Source organism: Maribrevibacterium harenarium, from assembly GCF_006385675.1.
GTDB lineage: Bacteria > Pseudomonadota > Gammaproteobacteria > Pseudomonadales > Marinomonadaceae > Marinomonas > Marinomonas harenarium.
Genome location: NZ_VFRR01000031.1, coordinates 1 through 19,760 on the forward strand (window position 1 = coordinate 1; position 19,760 = coordinate 19,760).

The window sequence follows — 19,760 nt, forward strand, 5'->3', positions numbered from 1 at the left end:
ACTAGCATCTCCAACCGACTCGACAGCTGCATTACCTGTATCGAGCCGGACACTGACCCAGCCATGGTGCTGGTCCACCTTGCTTGTGGATCAGATCAACTCGTCGCTAGACTTACCAGCCGATCAGCTAACCAACTTAACCTACAAGTTGGCAACAAGGTATGGGCGCAAATCAAATCGGTTGCCGTGGTGCGTTAGCCATTCAGCCATCATTTATTACATATCACCGACAAATCTTTACGAACGATATTTAGCCATGAGCTAACATTAACTCAAGCTTAAGTATCCTTACTCCGCTGCTCTTAGGGCAAGGTTGAATCGCACTTTTATGTCATGTTACTAGATCTGAAACTCACGACAAAAATCAGTTTATCGGACCAATTCGTAATGGTCGTTATATAATTCTACAGAATGGATGTTGATATGGACAAAATGAAAGTAATCATAGCGGAAGATGACCTGACGACTCGACTACTGCTCGACGCTATCGTTAGTAATATCGGTTTTCAAACAATCCCCGTCACTAATGGCCGAGAAGCATGGGAAGCTTACATCAAACTCGACGAGCCTTGTGTTCTCTTGCTGGATTGGGATATGCCTGAAATCAACGGCCATGATCTTGCTTGCAAAATAAAGAATCATGCCCATGCCGTCCCTCCTTACATCATTCTAATAACAGGTCGAAATGATTCCACCGATGTGGTGAAGGGGCTCGAGGATGGTGCCGATGACTATATATGCAAACCTTTCAATGCTCCAGAGTTGGAGGCAAGAATCAACGTTGGCAAACGAACGATCTCACTACATCGCCAACTCCATGAGACTAAGGAAATACTTCAATACCAAGCAACCCACGATAGCTTAACAGGTCTACACAATCGACGCGCCCTCCTCGACTTGCTATCCCAAGAGGTAAAACGTGCACATCGGTTGAATATGAATCTGCATGTAGCTATGTGTGACGTGGATTTTTTCAAACACATCAACGATAGCTACGGGCACTTCAAAGGAGATGAAGTACTGAAAAGCGTTGCTGATTCCATCAAGCAAAGTTTACGAGAATATGATTTAGTAGGGCGCTATGGTGGCGATGAGTTCGTCATTGCCTTTAGTAGTTTTCAAAACTCAGCAATGGAGATTTTTGAGCGAATTAGAATGACTATTGCCGGGTTGCAGTTTAACTGCAATGAAACACAAACTGGCGATATCAGCCACTTCTCACTAACCACCAGTATGGGTGTCAGCTCCTTCTCCCACGCAAACCTAGCGACCCTTTCTTTAGATGAAATGCTCAAAACAGCCGACGAACAACTGTACGAAGCGAAAACCCAAGGCAGGAACCAAGTAATTTGTCAGTTTTGGTGAAATCAGGGATCTTGGCTGACTCCCGTAGGTTGTGAACGGCATTAGTCAGCCCAAGAACATCTTCGGAACTTTGTAAAAAACGTAATTAACGCTCATTGATGAATTGCGCTAACTCCGCCACTGGTAATGCTTTTGCGAAAAGATAGCCCTGAGCGTAATCACACCCCAAGCTTGCAAGTAGATCTCGCTGCTCTAAGTCCTCTACACCTTCAGCAGTCACAGTAAGATCAAGTGATTTAGCGACCGAAATGATTGCTTCAAGCATAACCCGACCACGCTTTGTTTTAATCTCGTTTACAAACGCCCTGTCGATTTTCAAATTGTCGAGGGGCAATTTTCCAAGATAACTGAGTGCAGAATAACCTGTACCAAAATCATCTAAGCAAATCTTAATCCGATGAGCGTGGAGCAATGACGCGTTTTGCTTTACTACTGTATCAATAGACAAAACCGCATCCTCTGTGACTTCTACTTCAACAATATCTGACGATAACCCTCTGACCTGAAGTCCCATTATCAGGTGCTCGATCACATCTCGACGTACAAAACTCATTGCAGAGATGTTTATTGATACCGGCGACTGCTCAGTAAATAGCATCTCCAACCGACTCGACAGCTGCATTACCTGTATCGAGCCGGACACTGACCCAGCCATGGTGCTGGTCCACCTTGCTTGTGGATCAGATCAACTCGTCGCTAGACTTACCAGCCGATCAGCTAACCAACTTAACCTACAAGTTGGCAACAAGGTATGGGCGCAAATCAAATCGGTTGCCGTGGTGCGTTAGCCATTCAGCCATCATTTATTACATATCACCGACAAATCTTTACGAACGATATTTAGCCATGAGCTAACATTAACTCAAGCTTAAGTATCCTTACTCCGCTGCTCTTAGGGCAAGGTTGAATCGCACTTTTATGTCATGTTACTAGATCTGAAACTCACGACAAAAATCAGTTTATCGGACCAATTCGTAATGGTCGTTATATAATTCTACAGAATGGATGTTGATATGGACAAAATGAAAGTAATCATAGCGGAAGATGACCTGACGACTCGACTACTGCTCGACGCTATCGTTAGTAATATCGGTTTTCAAACAATCCCCGTCACTAATGGCCGAGAAGCATGGGAAGCTTACATCAAACTCGACGAGCCTTGTGTTCTCTTGCTGGATTGGGATATGCCTGAAATCAACGGCCATGATCTTGCTTGCAAAATAAAGAATCATGCCCATGCCGTCCCTCCTTACATCATTCTAATAACAGGTCGAAATGATTCCACCGATGTGGTGAAGGGGCTCGAGGATGGTGCCGATGACTATATATGCAAACCTTTCAATGCTCCAGAGTTGGAGGCAAGAATCAACGTTGGCAAACGAACGATCTCACTACATCGCCAACTCCATGAGACTAAGGAAATACTTCAATACCAAGCAACCCACGATAGCTTAACAGGTCTACACAATCGACGCGCCCTCCTCGACTTGCTATCCCAAGAGGTAAAACGTGCACATCGGTTGAATATGAATCTGCATGTAGCTATGTGTGACGTGGATTTTTTCAAACACATCAACGATAGCTACGGGCACTTCAAAGGAGATGAAGTACTGAAAAGCGTTGCTGATTCCATCAAGCAAAGTTTACGAGAATATGATTTAGTAGGGCGCTATGGTGGCGATGAGTTCGTCATTGCCTTTAGTAGTTTTCAAAACTCAGCAATGGAGATTTTTGAGCGAATTAGAATGACTATTGCCGGGTTGCAGTTTAACTGCAATGAAACACAAACTGGCGATATCAGCCACTTCTCACTAACCACCAGTATGGGTGTCAGCTCCTTCTCCCACGCAAACCTAGCGACCCTTTCTTTAGATGAAATGCTCAAAACAGCCGACGAACAACTGTACGAAGCGAAAACCCAAGGCAGGAACCAAGTAATTTGTCAGTTTTGGTGAAATCAGGGATCTTGGCTGACTCCCGTAGGTTGTGAACGGCATTAGTCAGCCCAAGAACATCTTCGGAACTTTGTAAAAAACGTAATTAACGCTCATTGATGAATTGCGCTAACTCCGCCACTGGTAATGCTTTTGCGAAAAGATAGCCCTGAGCGTAATCACACCCCAAGCTTGCAAGTAGATCTCGCTGCTCTAAGTCCTCTACACCTTCAGCAGTCACAGTAAGATCAAGTGATTTAGCGACCGAAATGATTGCTTCAAGCATAACCCGACCACGCTTTGTTTTAATCTCGTTTACAAACGCCCTGTCGATTTTCAAATTGTCGAGGGGCAATTTTCCAAGATAACTGAGTGCAGAATAACCTGTACCAAAATCATCTAAGCAAATCTTAATCCGATGAGCGTGGAGCAATGACGCGTTTTGCTTTACTACTGTATCAATAGACAAAACCGCATCCTCTGTGACTTCTACTTCAACAATATCTGACGATAACCCTCTGACCTGAAGTCCCATTATCAGGTGCTCGATCACATCTCGACGTACAAAACTCATTGCAGAGATGTTTATTGATACCGGCGACTGCTCAGTAAATAAAGCCTGATGCCCTTTGATAGTATCCAAAACTTTGCTAACTATGTATTTGTCTAGTTCTACGACTAAATCTAAATCATGGACAACCTTGATAATTTCAAGAGGCGAAACAAAGCCCATTTCGCTGTCCTGCCACCTCATCAGCGCTTCATAACCCGCCACTTTGCCACTGTTTAGATTTATTTTTGGCTGCATGTAAACATCGATGGCCCCGACCTTGAGTGCTGTGAGAAAACCTTTTTCAATTTTTTTAGTGCGTTCATACTCTGCTTGAATCTCATCACTATACAGCACAAGTTGAGATTGTCTTTGTATCGCAAACATCAAAGCCATTTCAGAACGCTGATAGGTCATATCAAATGAGTCTCCGGGGTTATGAGCAGCACACCCAGCACGGATCTCAGACCCTATAACCGTTGGCTTACTTACAATCGACTGGAGATTCTGAAAACAAATATCCACACATTGATGGAAATCAGCCTGACCATTTGTTCGATAAACCACCAAGAACACACTCTCAGAGATTCTACTGGCTATCTCCACGTTGGGATTACGATCAAAAACATCTGTTATGAGGCGCAACTTCTCTGATACCGCAAAATTCCCTTCTAACTTAAGCATACGCTTGAAATTTGACAGTTCAAATTGCACAAAAACATGTGAATCGGTTCCGACATCAGCCCCTAAAGTTGGGAATTGACGTCGCACAAAATCTAAATTAGGTAGCTTGGTAGTCGTATCGAAATACTTTAAGAAAAAAGCCTCGTTTGCGGCCAAGACCTTTTCCGATACATCAATGCCGACGGCTTGAACCACGGAATCGGAATCATCACTCACTTGACGCAGCCACCACTCCACTTCGCATTTTTTTGCACCGATCTGTAAGGTCAAAGTCAGCTTGAACTCGTTACCACCTCCTTGGCGAAGCATCCTGAGTCGATTACGAAACTCCGTTCTACTACTTGCAAAAAGACACTCGACAAACTGAGTGCTACGAGCAACGCCGGAGTCAACGTAAAGCGCTTCAAAGGTACTGTTAGCAAGTAGGATGTCCCCATCCAAAGTCATTCTTAGAATATAGAGCCCCTTGCTATCGAACAGGCGCTGGTAACGAATATCGCTCTGGTGAAGCTGTTTTAACGCTTGCTTGTACTCGGTTAAATCATGACAAATACCAACAAATGATGGTGTACCGTTAGGCTTGTCCGCTCGACCGACAGACAAATGCATATCAAACAAGCTACCGTCTTTTCGTTTCGCTACGACTTCCCGCCCACTACCTATTATGGAAGTATTGCCGTGGGTAAGATGCTTATCTAAGTAGCTATCATGCTGCATCGCCACTGGAACCGGCATTAACATAGACACATTGCGGTTAATGACTTCCTCAGCGGCATACCCAAACAGCCTCTCAGCCGCAGGAGAGAAAGACTGAACGATACCTTGGTGGTTAATTATGATGATGCCATCCGCTGCCGCGTTTAGTAGAGTGTGATAAAGGCTTTCTCCATTACCCATGTTACCTCCTGAAACGCTGCACTAACTCATAGAGTGATGAGGATGATTGCTTGGATTGACGCATTGCATCGCCCAAGTGCTCCATCAGTTCACTGTTTTCGTGGGAAATTTGAGCGATACCAACAACTTGACTGCTGGATTGCTCGAGTACATGGGCCTGCTCACGGGATGTTGCGGATACCTGTAAAACTCGCTCAGAAATATCATTCATGCGGCTAGACAGCTGTTGAATTAACTCATCCTGTTGCTCTACCAACTCAAGGCTTTGGGTAGATGCTGTACCGCCTTGGTTTGCCAACTGAGCCGAGTGATCAACGCTTTGATGAAGCCCATTGATTTGCTTATTAATGTCATGGGTCAAATCCTGGGTTTTGGTCGCCAAGTTTCGAACTTCTTCCGCAACTACAGCGAAGCCACGACCAAACTCACCGGCTCGTGCCGCTTCTATTGCTGCATTAAGTGCTAACAAGTTTGTCTGCTCAGCGATTTGATCGATTGATTGCGTTGCGTTGGAAATGCTCTCGGTAAGCTGTTGAACATCGGATACGGCATATTCGATGGACTTAACTTGCCGATTCAAACTATTTATCGCCAGCTTCACTTGCGTCGCTAACTTAGCCACCTCGTTGGTTAGGCCTGCACCGACCTGAGTAAATTCCGCTGTTTGAGCAACGTCACGAGAAACATCCTCGGTTGTCGATGACATTTCTGTCATCGCCGTAGCGACCAGATCTGTTTGATTGTTTTGTGCTGTGAGTTTTCGCTTACCATCCTCAACAGCCTGATAGCCAGCACTCATTAGTCGAGCAACTTCAGAGCTTGACTCTTCAATACGGGTTAAGACAGTTATCATCCGGCTATGCAGGGATTTTATTCCTAACGAGAGCTCCCCTGCTTTGCCACCTAGATCTGAATAAGTTTGCGCTATAGTCGGATCTCGGAATGCTTTTTCCCCAAGCCGATCTTGTAATGCTTGCATTGTCTGTTGACGTTCATAGATTGACATCAACAACAGGCCCGAAACAGCAATAAGTGCTGATAGCTCCCAAGAAACATTGCCAAAACCAAAGAAGAGCACAGCCAAAGTGAGTAGCCCTACACTAGCCCAAAGCCACTTATTTTTAGTCCAGTGCGGTAACCTGTCTAACAAAGTCGGGGTATTCATCCGCTTGTATATTTGGTTAGCTCTAGCAACATCTTTGCGACTCGGACAAGATCGGACAGATTCATAACCAACGACTTCGCCACGCTCGTAGATCGGCATGACATAAGCATCAACCCAGTAAAAATCACCATTTTTACATCGGTTCTTTACTAGCCCCATCCATGACTTGCCAGCCTTTAAAGTGCTCCACATATTCGCAAATGCCTGGGGCGGCATGTCTGGATGACGAACTAGGTTGTGCGACTGACCCAACAGTTCTTCGTTGCTAAAACCACTGATATCCATGAAGGCTTGGTTACACCCAGTAATCCTGCCTTTTAAGTCAGTCGTGGATACTAGTAGCACGCCTTCTGGAAAACGTTTCTCTGTATTTGTTACTGGGTAATTCTTTTTCATCCCTAACCATATCTCTCAGTAGTGTGTCAGTGGCTGTATGCTTCTTGGTTATTTCTTAAGAAAAAATTAATTTAGAAACATAAAACGAGATTATAAATACACCATCTTAGATTTAGATCATTTTTTTTGTTGGAGTTTTGTATTAGGACAAGCTAAAGATTAGTAAAAAGAGGGTAGAACGCAAACTTTTGTAAGAGTAGTAACGATAGACTGGTGCAGGCTAGGATCAGCCTACACAGCGGGAAGATCATGTTGAAGAGGAAAACGGGATTCTTCAAGCTGTGCAGACTAACTCGGCCTAAACCGGCAAGGCGACGAGTATCGTTCCTTCATCATCGATTTGCAATGGGTAAGTCGCTACGTCACGTGTAAGGGGATCGCACATGGCTTTGCCGGTTTTTATACAAAAACGTCCTTGGTGTAGGGGGCATTCAATTTCCCCATCTTCCAAAAAGCCGTCACTAAGTAATGCTTGCCCATGAGTACATAGGTTGGCCGTGGCATAGACTTCCCCCTCGTATTTATAGACAGCGATGTTATGCCCTTCTGCCATGACACCGATTACGTCGTCCTCTGGCACGTCATCAACGGCAATGAGCTTGATCCAGTTTGTCATCGTTTACCTCACGATTTTTTCGTTGTTGCCAAGTAACCCAATGTTAAATTGGGTAGATCATGGAATTTAGGACCATTTCGTTATCAAAGACGCATAAACGTGACGCCAGTTTAAATCCCTGATCCGTCACTTGAATGCGGTCGATATAGCGTCCCACGTTATACACTTCGGCAATGCCATCGGTTTTGGTGCGAAACACGGAGTAGTTCGCTTGAGCTTCAATCTCACCACCGCTAGCACTTATCACTCGGGGGGAGGCTACTACATGACACTGATGGTAGGGTTCATGAAAGATGGTCTCTGTCATGCCGTAAACACGGTCTTTGAGCATGTTTTTGCTGTACATGTTGAGAACAGCCATGGGTAAATCACGGTCATAATTTTCACGGGATTGGACTTTGTATTTTGCGTCATCCGTGAACATATTTAACCAAGCATCCCAATCTTCTTGGTCTACGGCCGCGGCGTAGTCTTGGTAGAATTGTACGAGTTTTAGATAGTTTTCAGCGTTCATTGTTATACTCCCATTACCTTGCGCCAGTAGTCATACATTCCTCGAATACAAGCTTCAGACACCATGTGATCCGCTTCTTCTACGGTACGTCCACCAAGTACAGCCAAAGCCTGCTCTCTATCGTTTTGCTCGATACCTTCATGGGAAAACTCAATCACTTCACCGTCATCAGCCGATACAAATCCTGCCGGGCCAAACAGATTCGCTTGACGTAAGCGACGCTCAGTCATCTCCGGGGTATCGTCGTCAAAGCCAAAATGCGTCCACACAAAATCGAACGAATCAATGCCTGTCGGCTGGATATGGCGGGTGGTCACACTATTGACGTTCTGCTGTAACACCAAATTGGGGAAGAGAGTCATCATCACCGCTGTTGGACCACCCCACCAGTCTTCGTCTTCGATGTCTAAAAAGCTTGGATCATGCAACTTCATGGATTCTTTGAAACTGGAAATATTCGTCGTATCGGCGTTTTTACTGCCATCACCACGGGTGGAAACCATGGCCGCATGGCGAAAATGGTCATCCATCCGTAATTCGGAGCGATTGTCTGCACGCCACAGGCCAAAGGTCACGAACCAAGTGTGCAGCAAACCGGCATGGTATGGATCCTTGATGTTTTCTTGCATCAACTTCCAGTTACCAGGAATACGCTGTTTGTTGTAGCCAAGAATTTTCAACTTGCGACCATTAAACATGCGGTCAAAGTACTTCAATATAGTGGGTCCCAAGAAGTCTTCTAGGGACTCGATCTCATGATCAAAACTCGCAAACACCACGCCACCGCGTTCGGCGACACGCAATTTATTTAAACCATGTTCAGACGGTTTGAAGTCTTTTGGCATACCGCCACGCACTTGCCCATCCTGCTTCACGCCTCGACGAAATGGTACGCCTTGTAACTCTCCTTCTAGGGTGTAATTCCACTGGTGATAAGGACAGGTAAAACTTTTCGTCTTGCCGTGTTTTTCACGACAAAAACGCATCCCTCGATGGGCACAGCGGTTTTCCACCACATAGATCTCCCCCTCTTCTCCTCGTACCATGATGACCGAACGCTCACCGATAGCAGTACGTTTGAAGTCGCCGGGCTCAGGAATTTCCGCTTCTAATCCCACGTAGCACCAATGCTTTTCATAAAAGAACTTTTCCAGCTCTTTTTTATAGACTTCCTCTTGGGTATACGCCCAATAAGGAATACGACTGTTATCTTCATGCCCCCAAACAGGCGTCATTGGGATACGATTTTCTTGGTTCATAATTAACCCCTTGTTATCGTTATTTTGGTTATTTTCAAGAGCCCCTAGGAGCGATCTGGCCGCCAAAAGGACTTATTCTGAGCGCTATACCCCGCTTGGGTAGAACGCATCCGCGTAGATATGATCGATATTGGCTCCGCGCTTGGTGCACGCTAAGGAAGCGGCTTCTACCATGGCTGGCGCGCCAGCGAGATAAATGCGCCAGCCTGTTAAGTCAGAGAAATACTCACCGATGGCTTGTGTAACCAAACCGTGGAAATAATTGCCCTGCTCTGGCACATGATCGAGAGTGATGGTGTATTGGAAGTGCGCATACTGCTTTTGCAGTTGCTGCAACGCCTCTACCCCATAGAGATCGCGCTCCGTTCTGGCGCCATATATGAGGTGGATCGGATTGGGCATCTGTGTTTCTAGCGCCCCCCGCAAAATAGACAGAATAGGCGCAAGACCGGTGCCGGTGGCCACACACAGCATGGGGTCGGCATTGTTTCGGCGTAGATAGGATGCTCCCAATGGTCCATTAAGTTTGATGCTATCCCCTACTTTGATGGCGTTATCCAGTAACGACGTGACACGCCCATCGGGAACGATACGAATATGGAATTCCAATGATTCGTCCTCCATCACACCGGCCATGGAGTATGAGCGCGTGCCGTCTTCTGCCCAAAAAGTCAGATTGGCAAATTGGCCAGGGGAGTAGGATAGTGGCTTTTTCGGCTTTAAGCGCAAACGACGCACGTCGTGAGCTAGTGAATCGAATGCCACTACTTCAGCTTTAAGAGTTTTCGTGGGGTGCGTCACGATTTCATCGACTTCAGGGATCTCGATGACGCAATCTGTTTCCACATAGCTTTGACACGCCAGAACATACTGTCCATGTTGCGCTAAACGACCTTCAGCGGCCGATGGCCCCGTCACTTTTCCGTCCACGACTTTGCATCGGCAGGTACCACAACGTCCCGATAAACAGCTGTGGGAAATGGGAACCGTATTGTCTAATAGCGTTTCCAGCAGTGTTTTGCCGGGTATTGCCCGAACGGTTTGATTGATGGGGTGAATAAGAATGTCCACCGGTGCCCTCACTTATTGTTTAATTTATGTGCGAAGTTGCGTGAGGGAAACTATAAGCAGGACTTTGTTATTCAGAAATAAAATATCTATGATAATAGGTATTCACAATCGTGAGATCTAAAACCATGATTCGCTTAAAAGATATCGATTTAAATTTGCTAATTGTCTTTCAATTAATGTATCGCGAACGAAAAACCGGCCGCGTGGCAGAACAACTGGGGTTAACCCAACCGGCGGTCAGCAATGCCCTAGCACGCTTGCGAATAGCCTTGAACGATGAACTTTTTGAACGCACGGCACGGGGTATGCGCCCCACCCCCTTCGCCGACAATATCGCCGAATCCGTTGGCTATGCCCTGACCACCTTGCAAGACGGGCTGAATTACCAAGAGCGTTTTGATCCAATCACCAGTGACCGGACGTTCTCTATCGGCATGACTGACCTTGGGGAAATTTATTTTTTGCCAAAATTGATGGCACATTTGGCCGTCCATGCGCCGCATGTATCCATCACCACGGTACGAGAGCCGGATCAAACTCTAAAAGACGATTTGGAATCCGGCATTGTAGATTTGGCGGTCGGCTTGTTACCTCAATTGGAGGCGGGGTTTTACCAACGTCGATTATTTGACCAGAGCTATGTCTGCTTGATGCGCAAAGGCCATCCGTTAGCCGGTGAAACCATTGACCTGAATCATTTCAGCGAGTTTGAACACATCATTATCGAAGCGCAGGGCACCGGCCATTGCAACGTAGAAAAGGAGTTAGCAAAAAACGGCATTACCAAACAGTGCAAATTACGGCTTGCTCATTTTGCATCAGCCCCCTACATCATCGCCAAAACCGATTTAGTGGCCACGGTAATCGAGAAGCTGGCTCTACAAACCGCCGCTAATTTCGGGCTGATTATCAAACCTCACCCAGCGCAAATGCCTTCCCTACAAATCAATCTCTTTTGGCATCGCCGTTACCATCAAGACTCCGGCAATGTCTGGTTACGCAATGTGATCTTTGATTTGTTTTCAGAATAGCCAGCACCCGCTGGGTATTTAGCACGGCTGGCTCTAGGTTAGTGACAAAAGTAACGCGTTGCACAGCGGGGTCACGCCCTATTCACGCCCTTGCTCTTTGGCAAACAGGGCATTCCCGTCTCTAGTTCCTCCCCATCACCGGTGGTAATGGCCTTTTTGATCATAGCTTCCAAACGATCCGCTGCCGGAGTTAAGGCTAGCCCCCTTACTCGAATAATGCCTAAAGTGGCCTTTGGTAATGACCGATCTGGAGACACGTTTTCAATGCCTATACCTGTCATAGGGTCGGCAAAGAGTCGGGCTGGGCCCAAACCGATTAAGTCCGTACGACGAATCATTTCCAGCATAAGGAATGGTGAAGTGCATTGAATAATCCGTCGCGGAGCCGGTAACCCTACCTCTTCCAACCACTGTAAAAACACATTGGATGAACTACCGAGCGACTGATTCAGGATCCAGTCTTGCTTCAATAACGACTCCCAATCGGTCAATCCTGCAGCTGGGTGTTCGAGTCGCATGGCCGGCATGATTTTCACCTGACATAGGGGCTCGAACGTTAATTCAGTCGGAAGATCACTAGCCGCAGCAATGGCAACCCCAAAGTCCAAACTGCCTTCAATCAGCTTAGGGACTATTTCGGTTAACAATCCTTCATTGAACGTCAGTTGAGCCTTTGGCAAAGCATGACTAAAAGACGCGTACACCGGTGCCAACAATGAGCTGGTTAGTACCGGAGTCAAACCCACTGTCACCTTAGCGCCAGCTCCCCCTTGGATTTGTTGAATCTCGTCTTTCGCACGGTCAATATTGGCTAAAATATTCCGTGCGCGACTCAACATCGCTAACCCCGATGGTGTAAATTCAATCCCCCGGTAACTGCGGTTGACCAACTCAGCACCAACCTCTTCTTCCAGTTCTTTCACGTTTCGGGTCAATGCACTTTGACTAATATGCATATCCCTCGCGGCAGCGCGGATAGAGCCGCTTTCCGCCAGTTGTACAAAGGTTTTGATCTGATGGATTTTCATAGAACCTCCTTTAGAGACAACAAAATTCGATCACCTAAGCATTTTTATTGTCTTTTTATATTCCCCTGTCAAGCGTAAAACTAAATAAACGCCTGTTAGGAGTGTCATATGAAAGCACCTTTTTCACCCGATATAGACCTGATGAAAACGCTACGCCACGACATTCATCAGCATCCAGAGTTGGGATTTGAAGAATTCAAAACCAGTATGTTGGTTGCTGAGTTGTTGGTCGGTTGGGGCTTTACCGTCACCAAGGGCATCGGTGGTACCGGCGTGGTGGGTCAATTGACCTTTGGCGATGGCACTGGGCCTAAGCTTGGTATTAGGGCCGATATGGATGCGCTCCCCATCACGGAAGCCACTGGCTTACCTTGGGCAAGTCAGTATCCTGGCCGCATGCACGCCTGTGGTCACGATGGTCACACGGCGATTTTGTTAGGGGCCGCTGATGTGCTCGCCAAATACCGCGACGCTCTAGAGTGTCCGCTTAACGGCACCTTGAATTTGATTTTCCAGCCGGCTGAAGAAGTTGGCGGTGGTGGTGGCGCACAACGCATGATCGAAGACGGCTTATTCGATCGCTTTCCCTGTGATGCTATTTTTGGTTTACACAACATGCCCGGCACCCCAGTAGGCCACTGCTTCGTGCGCAGTGGCCCATTTATGTGCTCCTCGGACAAGGTGAAGGTTCGTATTCAAGGCAAAGGTGGCCACGGTGCCATGCCCCACCTTGCGACAGATCCGACCGTGGTCGCCGCTTCGATATTATTGGGTTTGCAAACCATTATTAGTCGAAATCTTGATCCATTTCACACCGGTGTGGTCAGCGTTGGACGTCTTCATTCAGGTGAGAGCTACAACATTATTCCGGAATGCTGTGAATTAGAGTTGAGTGTTCGGGCGCTGCAACCCAGCGCACGCAATACGCTAAAACAACGGCTAACCGATCTTATCCAGCACCAAGCGCTGGCCTTCGATTGCCAAGTAGACCTGCAATATGAAAACGGCTACCCAGTACTCGTCAATGCCGAACAACCGACGGCAGCCCTAGTGGAAGTGGCACAAGAGGTGTTTGGCTTTGACAACGTCGATGACGATGGCCAACCCATCAGTGGCAGCGAAGACTTTGCATACATGCTCCAGCAAGTCCCCGGTTGCTACATCATGATTGGCAATGGTGACAATGGTCACGCCGAAGGACGTCATCTCGGCCCCTGTAGCGTGCACAACCCCCATTACGATTTCAATGATGAAAATCTGCCCCTTGGGGCAAAACTTTGGGTCAGTTTGGCCCTGAAATTCTTGAGTGATCACCAAAATAACTAATACTAATAAGAACCGTTGAGGAACCCACCATGAAACACACTAATCTTGTACGCACTACGGCTAAATGGTCTGTATCGATAGCCGTGGGCGCGGTCAGCGTTTACGCTTCAGCAACGACCTTTACCATGTCTAATTGGGTTCCACCCACCCACTTTGTCACTACCAATATCTTAAATGTGTGGGCCGACAACGTTGAGCTGGCAACCAATGGACGGATAAAAATTCGGATGTTACCGAAACCAGTTGGTAGCCCACCACAACATTGGGAATTGGCGCGCAAAGGCATCGCCGATGTGACTTGGGGGAACTTTACTTACGAGCCAGAACGCTTTAAGTCCATCTGGTTTGCCGAGTTCCCACTAAATGGTGAGGATGTTCAAGCTTCGTCGGTTGCCCTGTGGCAGACCTACAATGAATATTTAATTCATAACGATGCTTACAAAGGGGTCAAACTGCTCGGCGTGGGCACCCTCGGCCCCGGTGTGATAAATCACGGTAGCGTGAGCGTCACTTCCCTGGATCAACTTAAAAACCAGAAAATCCGCATGGGTGGCCCAATCCAGAAGGTCATTCTAGAAGAAATGGGCGCCATTCCAGTAGCCGCGCCAGCAACGAAAACCTATGAGTTAATTGATGGTGGCGTAATCGACGGATCCATGAATCCAATCGAATCCGTGGTGAGTTTCCGCCTAACGGATGTCTTGAATCATCACACTAAAATTCCTCAGGGTCTCTATGACGGAGCATTCTTCCTCGCCATGAATGAGAAGAAATGGAACAAATTGTCTGAGCAAGATAAAGCTGCGATCGAATCGGTGTCCGGCGAAACATTTGCCCGTCTCTGGGGTGGTGTATTTCAAGCTCAAAACGACTTTGCTCAGTCTCACCTGAAAGACTTAGGCCATGATTTTCCACAACCAGACCAAGCACTGGTTGACCGTGTACAGACCATCCAACAGAACTTACTCACCTCTTGGGTTAATGATGGTCCATCCTTCCAGATGGAAGACCCGATGAACGTATTTAATTTCTACCGCGCCAGCTATAACGCACACGCCAAACGATAATAAAAGTCACCGGGTCTTTTGCTAGACCCGGTGCGATAAGAGGTGTTGTTATGATTCCTGTTTTTCAAAAAATCAAATCCGGCATTGAGGTACTTCTCATCCTGTCGTTGTTGATGATGGTACTTCTAACGTTTGCCGATGTGCTAGGGCGACGACTTTTCGGTACCCCCATCTATGGCGGACATGACCTGACGGAACATCTGATGGCGATCATCGTTTTTTGCGGCCTGCCGCTGCTGACGTCGGCTCGCGGGCATTTGAGCGTCGATCTTCTTGATCATTTCTTAATGGTGCCGTCGCTGCGCTGGTGGCATGTTTTAATTAACTTTGGTGTCAGCGCATTGCTACTTCTCGTGAGCTATCAGTTCTATATCGCCATGTTAGATGCGATTGATATTCAAGAGGTCAGTCAAGAACTGCTGATCCCACGCAGCTATATGTACAGCTTTATTAGTGTCAGCTGCTTTATCAGTTCGGTCATGGCGATTCTGCCGGCCACTAAGGCAACGCTTTCAAGGGAGGAATCACTATGACGTTGGGTCTAATCTGTTTGGGACTGGTACTTTTGCTAGCCGTCCTTCGCGTCCCCCTTGCCTTCGCGTTACTTGGTGTGTCTGTTGGCGGTATTTCTTGGGAATTCGGTAGTGACACAGCCTTTAGCATGATCTCCATGACCATTTCGGATGCCGTGTTCTCCTACGAGTTAGCGGTTGTTCCACTATTCATTTTGATGGGGAATGTACTGTCTAGAACAGGAATCTCAGCGGATTTGTTTCGTGCTGCGAATGCCTTTCTTGGCAGCATCCGGGGGGGATTGGCACTGTCAACGATGGTGACCTGTGCCGGGTTCAGTGCCGTTTGCGGTTCCAGCCTAGCAACAGCCGCCACAATGTCAAAAGTCGCCTACCCAAGTATGAAAAAATATGGCTACTCGGACTCCATGTCATCAGCCTGTATCGCTGCCGGAGGCACACTTGGCATCCTGATTCCGCCCTCCATTATCTTGATGATTTACGGCATTTTAACCCAATCCAATATTGGCGACTTGTTCGTGGCGGGGGTGATTCCGGGCTTACTCGGGCTCGCGCTCTATATGGTGGCTATTTATTTGATTGCCGTCTTTTCTCCTAATTCCGCACCCCGTGGCAGCAAGTCTACTACCCTCGAAAAGGTACAATCCTTAAAAGGGGTTTGGCCATTTTTCCTCCTGTTCGCTTTGATCATTGGCGGGATTTACAGCAAACTCTTTACCGCGACAGAAGCCGCTGGTATGGGAGCGGGATTTGCACTTATTATTGCCATCGTTCAGGGGCGTATGACTTTCCAAAGCTTCAAGCATATCTTCCTTGAATCATCGTTCACCTCAGTCATGCTCTACAGCGTTCTATTTGGCTCCATGCTGTTTGCCAAACTGATATCCTTTTCGGGGTTGGGGGAAGGTTTGCTAGAAATGGTGACGGAGTCGGGACTGAGTGGTTATGGCTTGCTGTTTACTATTTTAGCGGTATTTTTATTGCTGGGCTGTGTCATGGACTCATTGGCGATCATCCTGATCTGTGTACCGCTCTTCACACCGATCGTGGTTTCGAACGACATTGACCTCATCTGGTTTGGTATTCTTGTGGTCGTGGTGACAGAGATCGCTCTGATACCCCCCCCCATCGGCATGAACGTGTTCGTCATTAAATCTACCTTACAAGACATCTCCTTTAAGTCCATCTTTAAAGGGCTCATCCCCTTTATTGGCGTTGACCTGATTCGTCTCTTGTTATTGATTTTGTTCCCGGCACTGTCACTGTACTTGGTGTCTTAACCATTCCCTTAATTTCCCTTTCCCGATAAAGGGCTGAATTTATCGGGAAAGGGGTGACTTTGTATTAACTGCTGCATCCCTTTACGATAACCATAGAGATGTCTCAAACTTGTGGTCTAGGCAGTATGAATTTCACCGAGTTTACCTTGGCCCCATTCGACCCAAGAGCCATCGTACAGTCGTGCCGTCACGCCAATTCGAGCAAGCCCTAACGCTAATACACAGGCCGTCATGCCAGACCCACAGGTAACGATAGGGGATATTTCCTTATTCACCATATTGAACAGGGCTTCTAATCGCTCAGGACTCAGGAAATAGCCAGCTTCATCAGTCAAGGTATTGAAGGGGATACACCGCGCATTTGGCATATGTCCAGCTTGCAGACCGGGGCGTGGCTCGGCCACTTCGCCATTAAAACGATTTAACGCACGGGCATCGAGAATAACCTCCGCTCCCTGCTTTAAGCGTTGTGCTAGGGCTTCTCCCGAAATCACACCGCTAGGATCAAAGCGCCATGACCGAGTCGATACAGGCGCATACTTGGGTTCCCCACTTTCTAATGGGTTACCTGCCTGAATCCAGGCCCGAAGCCCGCCATCCAATACGTAGCAGTCTTTTAACCCAAATGCGCGCAAGGTATACCACACTCGCGGTGCACTAAAATGATTAACACTGCGGTCGTATACCACCACCGGCCGGTTACCCTCTATGCCCTGGGCAGCCATTGCCTCTGCAAATACCGATTCATTCGGCAACATGTGGGGCAAGTCACTGTTCTGATCACAAACCACATCGATCTCAAACAAACGGGCCGTCGCTATGTGTTCTTTCAAGAAATCTGCTTGCACCTGCTCCGAATCGGCAGGAAACAAATAGCTGGCATCCAATACATCTACCTGATCTAAATGCTCTGCTAACCAAGCTACACTCACCATTGGGTCTTTCATGCACATTCTCCCCCGTCTAAGTCATTACCAGCGCTAGAATGCCATGTTTAGAGAACAGATGCAGCTATTGGAACAACCGTCGAATAACCCGAATCGATTTACAATCGACAAGCTGATTTGGTCACAATCTGGTCACAAAGGCCAAAACGGGCGTAACAAGGGCTTGGGGGTTGACTTTTACAGAAGTAAAATAGGGAATAACAAAAAAGTTCGCAAAACGCTGGAAGGCTTGCTATAACTGGCTTTGAGGGATTTCTAAATCTGATGAAACACTGACAAAAAGATGGTGGGTGTGGAGAGGTTCGAACTCCCGACATTCGCCTTGTAAGGGCGACGCTCTCCCAACTGAGCTACACACCCATCTTAGAGATGGATCACTTTCTAAGGGATAAGAAAGTGGCGGAACGGACGGGACTCGAACCCGCGACCCCCTGCGTGACAGGCAGGTATTCTAACCAACTGAACTACCGCTCCAATTTTCCTAACTCGGCGAAGCTGCCTCGTCAAAAGATGGTGTGTATTATAGGTAGAGAATTTCCTTTGGCAATACTTTTTGCAAAAAAAATTATGCTTTTATTTCAGTTGGTTAGATTCTATACAGCGCCAATCTTCCGTCACCTTAGCAGAATGACGTGCTTCCGTAAGAAATATTTAACTTTCCATATATATGTTTTTCCATATACTAACTGTCAGTTTCATATGACATGCTGGTAGCAAGATGAATCCTATTCAGTTTTACAAATGCCTCGCCGATGATACGCGACTACGCTGCTTACTTTTGATCCAGGCAGAGGGGGAACTCTGTGTTTGTGAGCTAATGGCGGCATTGAAGGAAAGCCAACCCAAAATTTCCCGGCATTTAGCCCAGTTACGCCAGTGCGGAATCCTATCCGACCGTCGTCAAGGACAATGGGTGTTTTATCGACTCGCCCCGACTTTACCGACCTGGGCTCTGGAAGTCCTGCAGACGACCCTAGCCGGTGAGTCTACTTTTATTGCGAAAAATCAATGCCAACTAACACAAATGGGGGAAGATCGACCTAAGCGCACGCAGTCCTGCTGCTCTTAGAACAGTTCTACTATTTAAAGGGGCAATGGATGTTTGAAATCTTTACTCAACTTGCAGACTGGTTGGCATTCGACCTGCTTGGCTTGTCTCCATCTTCTAAGCTAGGCGACGCGGTACATTTCTTTATTGAAGACGTCAGTAAGATATATGTCTTATTGGTGGTGATGATATACGCCATCGCTCTGCTGCGTGCGTCACTCAATGTAGAGCGGGTACGAAGTTACCTTGCCGGTAAAAATCGCGCAGTTGGTTATATGCTGGGAGCAGGCTTTGGCTCGGTCACACCGTTTTGCTCCTGCTCCAGTATCCCGGTCTTTCTTGGTTTTACCTCTGCTGGTATTCCTGTTGGCATCACTATGTCATTTCTGCTGACTTCCCCCTTAATTAATGAAGTAGCGGTTTTGCTACTGATGAGCCTACTCGGTTGGAAATTCACCCTACTTTACATCGTTGTCGGCATGTCAGTAGGAATAATTGGCGGTGCTTTTCTTGATGCCATTAGAGCCGAGCGCTGGTTGCAAGATTTCGCAGCGAAGGCCCTGCAGCAAGGACAACAAAACCAGCCAACTTATTCAGGTGCAGGATCAACATCCATGAGTTTTGCTGAGCGCCATGACTTCGCCAAGGACGAAACATTAGAAATATTTGGCCGTGTGTGGAAGTGGGTCATCATTGGTGTCGGTTTGGGAGCGGCTCTGCATGGCTTTGTGCCAGATGGCTGGATCGAACAGCATTTAGGAGATGGTCAATGGTGGTCGGTTCCGGCTGCCGTATTGCTCGCCATTCCGCTTTATTCAAATGCGACCGGTGTCATTCCCGTCATGGAAAGCCTAATTGTGAATGGTTTACCGATCGGTACAACGCTTGCGTTTTGTATGAGCACCGTCGCCGCCAGTTTCCCCGAGTTTATCCTATTAAAACAAGTAATGCAGTGGCGTTTGCTAGCAACCGTATTTGGCATGTTGCTGGTGGCGTTTACCTTAGTTGGCTGGATTTTCAACAGTCTTTCCCCCTATTTGTGAGGTGTA

Annotated in this window: 20 protein-coding genes and 2 tRNA genes; 11 read left to right on the forward strand and 11 right to left on the reverse strand. The window is 47.1% G+C overall.

The window, feature by feature from the left end; genetic code table 11:
- On the forward strand, positions 1-198 hold a 198-nt coding region (locus FJM67_RS13080), incomplete at its 5' end, for a TOBE domain-containing protein (protein WP_181161503.1).
- A 225-nt stretch (positions 199-423) separates the two neighbouring features.
- The gene (locus FJM67_RS13085; RefSeq protein WP_181161504.1) at positions 424-1,365 is read left to right on the forward strand and encodes a GGDEF domain-containing response regulator; all 942 of its coding nucleotides are present in this window, start codon (positions 424-426) and stop codon (positions 1,363-1,365) included.
- An 85-nt stretch (positions 1,366-1,450) separates the two neighbouring features.
- On the opposite strand, the gene FJM67_RS13090 is transcribed toward FJM67_RS13085, so the two are convergent.
- Complete coding sequence (locus FJM67_RS13090; RefSeq protein WP_140589972.1) at positions 1,451-2,020, reverse strand: EAL domain-containing protein; 570 nt, start codon at positions 2,018-2,020, stop codon at positions 1,451-1,453.
- Between FJM67_RS13090 and FJM67_RS17995 the strand changes: the two genes are divergently transcribed.
- Together FJM67_RS17995 and FJM67_RS13100 are read left to right on the forward strand one after the other, a co-directional pair.
- A complete protein-coding gene (locus FJM67_RS17995; RefSeq protein WP_407943626.1) occupies positions 2,019-2,153 on the forward strand; it encodes a TOBE domain-containing protein in 135 nt (44 codons plus the stop codon). The two genes, FJM67_RS13090 and FJM67_RS17995, sit on opposite strands and share 2 nt — an antisense overlap.
- A gap of 225 nt (positions 2,154-2,378) precedes the next feature.
- Positions 2,379-3,320, forward strand: coding sequence for a GGDEF domain-containing response regulator (locus FJM67_RS13100; protein WP_181161504.1), 942 nt, complete (start codon positions 2,379-2,381; stop codon positions 3,318-3,320).
- Between the two features lie 85 nt (positions 3,321-3,405).
- Here FJM67_RS13100 and FJM67_RS13105 read toward each other — a convergent pair whose 3' ends face one another.
- From FJM67_RS13105 to FJM67_RS13130, 6 genes are all read right to left on the reverse strand, one after another.
- Positions 3,406-5,430: an EAL domain-containing protein gene (locus FJM67_RS13105; RefSeq protein WP_140589976.1), complete on the reverse strand. Its 2,025-nt coding sequence runs from the start codon at positions 5,428-5,430 to the stop codon at positions 3,406-3,408.
- A 1-nt stretch (position 5,431) separates the two neighbouring features.
- On the reverse strand, positions 5,432-6,991 hold the full coding sequence (locus FJM67_RS13110; RefSeq protein ID WP_140589978.1) for a methyl-accepting chemotaxis protein: 1,560 nt from the start codon (positions 6,989-6,991) through the stop codon (positions 5,432-5,434).
- Positions 6,992-7,289: 298 nt separating this feature from the next.
- On the reverse strand, positions 7,290-7,607 hold the full coding sequence (locus tag FJM67_RS13115; RefSeq protein ID WP_140589980.1) for a non-heme iron oxygenase ferredoxin subunit: 318 nt from the start codon (positions 7,605-7,607) through the stop codon (positions 7,290-7,292).
- A gap of 43 nt (positions 7,608-7,650) precedes the next feature.
- The gene (locus FJM67_RS13120) at positions 7,651-8,121 is read right to left on the reverse strand and encodes an aromatic-ring-hydroxylating dioxygenase subunit beta (protein WP_140589982.1); all 471 of its coding nucleotides are present in this window, start codon (positions 8,119-8,121) and stop codon (positions 7,651-7,653) included.
- Between the two features lie 2 nt (positions 8,122-8,123).
- Positions 8,124-9,380, reverse strand: coding sequence for an aromatic ring-hydroxylating dioxygenase subunit alpha (locus tag FJM67_RS13125; RefSeq protein ID WP_140589983.1), 1,257 nt, complete (start codon positions 9,378-9,380; stop codon positions 8,124-8,126).
- An 84-nt stretch (positions 9,381-9,464) separates the two neighbouring features.
- Complete coding sequence (locus FJM67_RS13130) at positions 9,465-10,451, reverse strand: 2Fe-2S iron-sulfur cluster-binding protein (protein ID WP_140589985.1); 987 nt, start codon at positions 10,449-10,451, stop codon at positions 9,465-9,467.
- 110 nt (positions 10,452-10,561) lie between these two features.
- Here FJM67_RS13130 and FJM67_RS13135 point away from each other — a divergent pair, with 110 nt between their 5' ends.
- Complete coding sequence (locus FJM67_RS13135) at positions 10,562-11,482, forward strand: LysR family transcriptional regulator (RefSeq protein WP_235890061.1); 921 nt, start codon at positions 10,562-10,564, stop codon at positions 11,480-11,482.
- Positions 11,483-11,553: 71 nt separating this feature from the next.
- Here FJM67_RS13135 and FJM67_RS13140 read toward each other — a convergent pair whose 3' ends face one another.
- Entirely contained in the window at positions 11,554-12,510 is a 957-nt protein-coding gene (locus tag FJM67_RS13140; protein ID WP_140589987.1) for a LysR family transcriptional regulator, read from the reverse strand.
- Between the two features lie 108 nt (positions 12,511-12,618).
- On the opposite strand from FJM67_RS13140, the gene FJM67_RS13145 reads away from it, so the two are divergent.
- From FJM67_RS13145 to FJM67_RS13160, 4 genes are read left to right on the forward strand one after another with little or no spacing between them, the layout of a single operon-like run.
- Positions 12,619-13,836 carry a M20 aminoacylase family protein gene (locus FJM67_RS13145; RefSeq protein WP_235890062.1) on the forward strand — a complete coding sequence of 406 codons (1,218 nt, stop codon included), beginning with the start codon at positions 12,619-12,621 and terminating at the stop codon, positions 13,834-13,836.
- Between the two features lie 29 nt (positions 13,837-13,865).
- Positions 13,866-14,903 carry a TRAP transporter substrate-binding protein gene (locus FJM67_RS13150; RefSeq protein WP_140589989.1) on the forward strand — a complete coding sequence of 346 codons (1,038 nt, stop codon included), beginning with the start codon at positions 13,866-13,868 and terminating at the stop codon, positions 14,901-14,903.
- Between the two features lie 50 nt (positions 14,904-14,953).
- A complete protein-coding gene (locus FJM67_RS13155) occupies positions 14,954-15,436 on the forward strand; it encodes a TRAP transporter small permease (protein WP_140589991.1) in 483 nt (160 codons plus the stop codon).
- Positions 15,433-16,716 carry a TRAP transporter large permease gene (locus FJM67_RS13160; protein WP_140589992.1) on the forward strand — a complete coding sequence of 428 codons (1,284 nt, stop codon included), beginning with the start codon at positions 15,433-15,435 and terminating at the stop codon, positions 16,714-16,716. Before FJM67_RS13155 ends, FJM67_RS13160 begins: the two co-directional genes overlap by 4 nt.
- 116 nt (positions 16,717-16,832) lie before the next feature.
- Here the strand turns inward: FJM67_RS13160 and FJM67_RS13165 are convergent, their stop codons facing one another.
- The 3 genes from FJM67_RS13165 to FJM67_RS13175 all read right to left on the reverse strand — a co-directional run bounded on the left by FJM67_RS13165 (position 16,833) and on the right by FJM67_RS13175 (position 18,137).
- Positions 16,833-17,663, reverse strand: coding sequence for a sulfurtransferase (locus tag FJM67_RS13165; RefSeq protein ID WP_140589994.1), 831 nt, complete (start codon positions 17,661-17,663; stop codon positions 16,833-16,835).
- 284 nt (positions 17,664-17,947) lie between these two features.
- Positions 17,948-18,023, reverse strand: a tRNA-Val gene (locus FJM67_RS13170).
- 37 nt (positions 18,024-18,060) lie between these two features.
- Positions 18,061-18,137 (reverse strand) — tRNA-Asp (locus tag FJM67_RS13175).
- 244 nt (positions 18,138-18,381) lie between these two features.
- On the opposite strand from FJM67_RS13175, the gene FJM67_RS13180 reads away from it, so the two are divergent.
- Positions 18,382-18,732, forward strand: a complete 351-nt coding sequence (locus tag FJM67_RS13180; RefSeq protein ID WP_140589996.1) for a metalloregulator ArsR/SmtB family transcription factor — start codon at positions 18,382-18,384, stop codon at positions 18,730-18,732.
- A 29-nt stretch (positions 18,733-18,761) separates the two neighbouring features.
- Positions 18,762-19,754 (forward strand): permease, encoded by a 993-nt coding sequence (locus FJM67_RS13185; RefSeq protein WP_140589998.1) that lies wholly within the window; start codon positions 18,762-18,764, stop codon positions 19,752-19,754.
- The last annotated feature ends 6 nt before the right edge of the window (positions 19,755-19,760 follow it).

What these genes read in the sequence shown, in the direction of transcription:
- FJM67_RS13110 (WP_140589978.1), bottom strand. Translation starts at nt 6,991, where the DNA reads ATGAAAAAGAATTACCCAGTAACAAATACAGAGAAACGTTTTCCAGAA.
- FJM67_RS13090 (WP_140589972.1), bottom strand. Translation starts at nt 2,020, where the DNA reads ATGGCTGGGTCAGTGTCCGGCTCGATACAGGTAATGCAGCTGTCGAGT.
- FJM67_RS13125 (WP_140589983.1), bottom strand. Translation starts at nt 9,380, where the DNA reads ATGAACCAAGAAAATCGTATCCCAATGACGCCTGTTTGGGGGCATGAA.
- FJM67_RS13160 (WP_140589992.1), top strand. Translation starts at nt 15,433, where the DNA reads ATGACGTTGGGTCTAATCTGTTTGGGACTGGTACTTTTGCTAGCCGTC.
- FJM67_RS13165 (WP_140589994.1), bottom strand. Translation starts at nt 17,663, where the DNA reads ATGAAAGACCCAATGGTGAGTGTAGCTTGGTTAGCAGAGCATTTAGAT.
- FJM67_RS13155 (WP_140589991.1), top strand. Translation starts at nt 14,954, where the DNA reads ATGATTCCTGTTTTTCAAAAAATCAAATCCGGCATTGAGGTACTTCTC.
- FJM67_RS13180 (WP_140589996.1), top strand. Translation starts at nt 18,382, where the DNA reads ATGAATCCTATTCAGTTTTACAAATGCCTCGCCGATGATACGCGACTA.
- FJM67_RS13140 (WP_140589987.1), bottom strand. Translation starts at nt 12,510, where the DNA reads ATGAAAATCCATCAGATCAAAACCTTTGTACAACTGGCGGAAAGCGGC.
- FJM67_RS13105 (WP_140589976.1), bottom strand. Translation starts at nt 5,430, where the DNA reads ATGGGTAATGGAGAAAGCCTTTATCACACTCTACTAAACGCGGCAGCG.
- FJM67_RS13100 (WP_181161504.1), top strand. Translation starts at nt 2,379, where the DNA reads ATGGACAAAATGAAAGTAATCATAGCGGAAGATGACCTGACGACTCGA.
- FJM67_RS13120 (WP_140589982.1), bottom strand. Translation starts at nt 8,121, where the DNA reads ATGAACGCTGAAAACTATCTAAAACTCGTACAATTCTACCAAGACTAC.
- FJM67_RS13185 (WP_140589998.1), top strand. Translation starts at nt 18,762, where the DNA reads ATGTTTGAAATCTTTACTCAACTTGCAGACTGGTTGGCATTCGACCTG.
- FJM67_RS17995 (WP_407943626.1), top strand. Translation starts at nt 2,019, where the DNA reads ATGGTGCTGGTCCACCTTGCTTGTGGATCAGATCAACTCGTCGCTAGA.
- FJM67_RS13150 (WP_140589989.1), top strand. Translation starts at nt 13,866, where the DNA reads ATGAAACACACTAATCTTGTACGCACTACGGCTAAATGGTCTGTATCG.
- FJM67_RS13115 (WP_140589980.1), bottom strand. Translation starts at nt 7,607, where the DNA reads ATGACAAACTGGATCAAGCTCATTGCCGTTGATGACGTGCCAGAGGAC.
- FJM67_RS13145 (WP_235890062.1), top strand. Translation starts at nt 12,619, where the DNA reads ATGAAAGCACCTTTTTCACCCGATATAGACCTGATGAAAACGCTACGC.
- FJM67_RS13085 (WP_181161504.1), top strand. Translation starts at nt 424, where the DNA reads ATGGACAAAATGAAAGTAATCATAGCGGAAGATGACCTGACGACTCGA.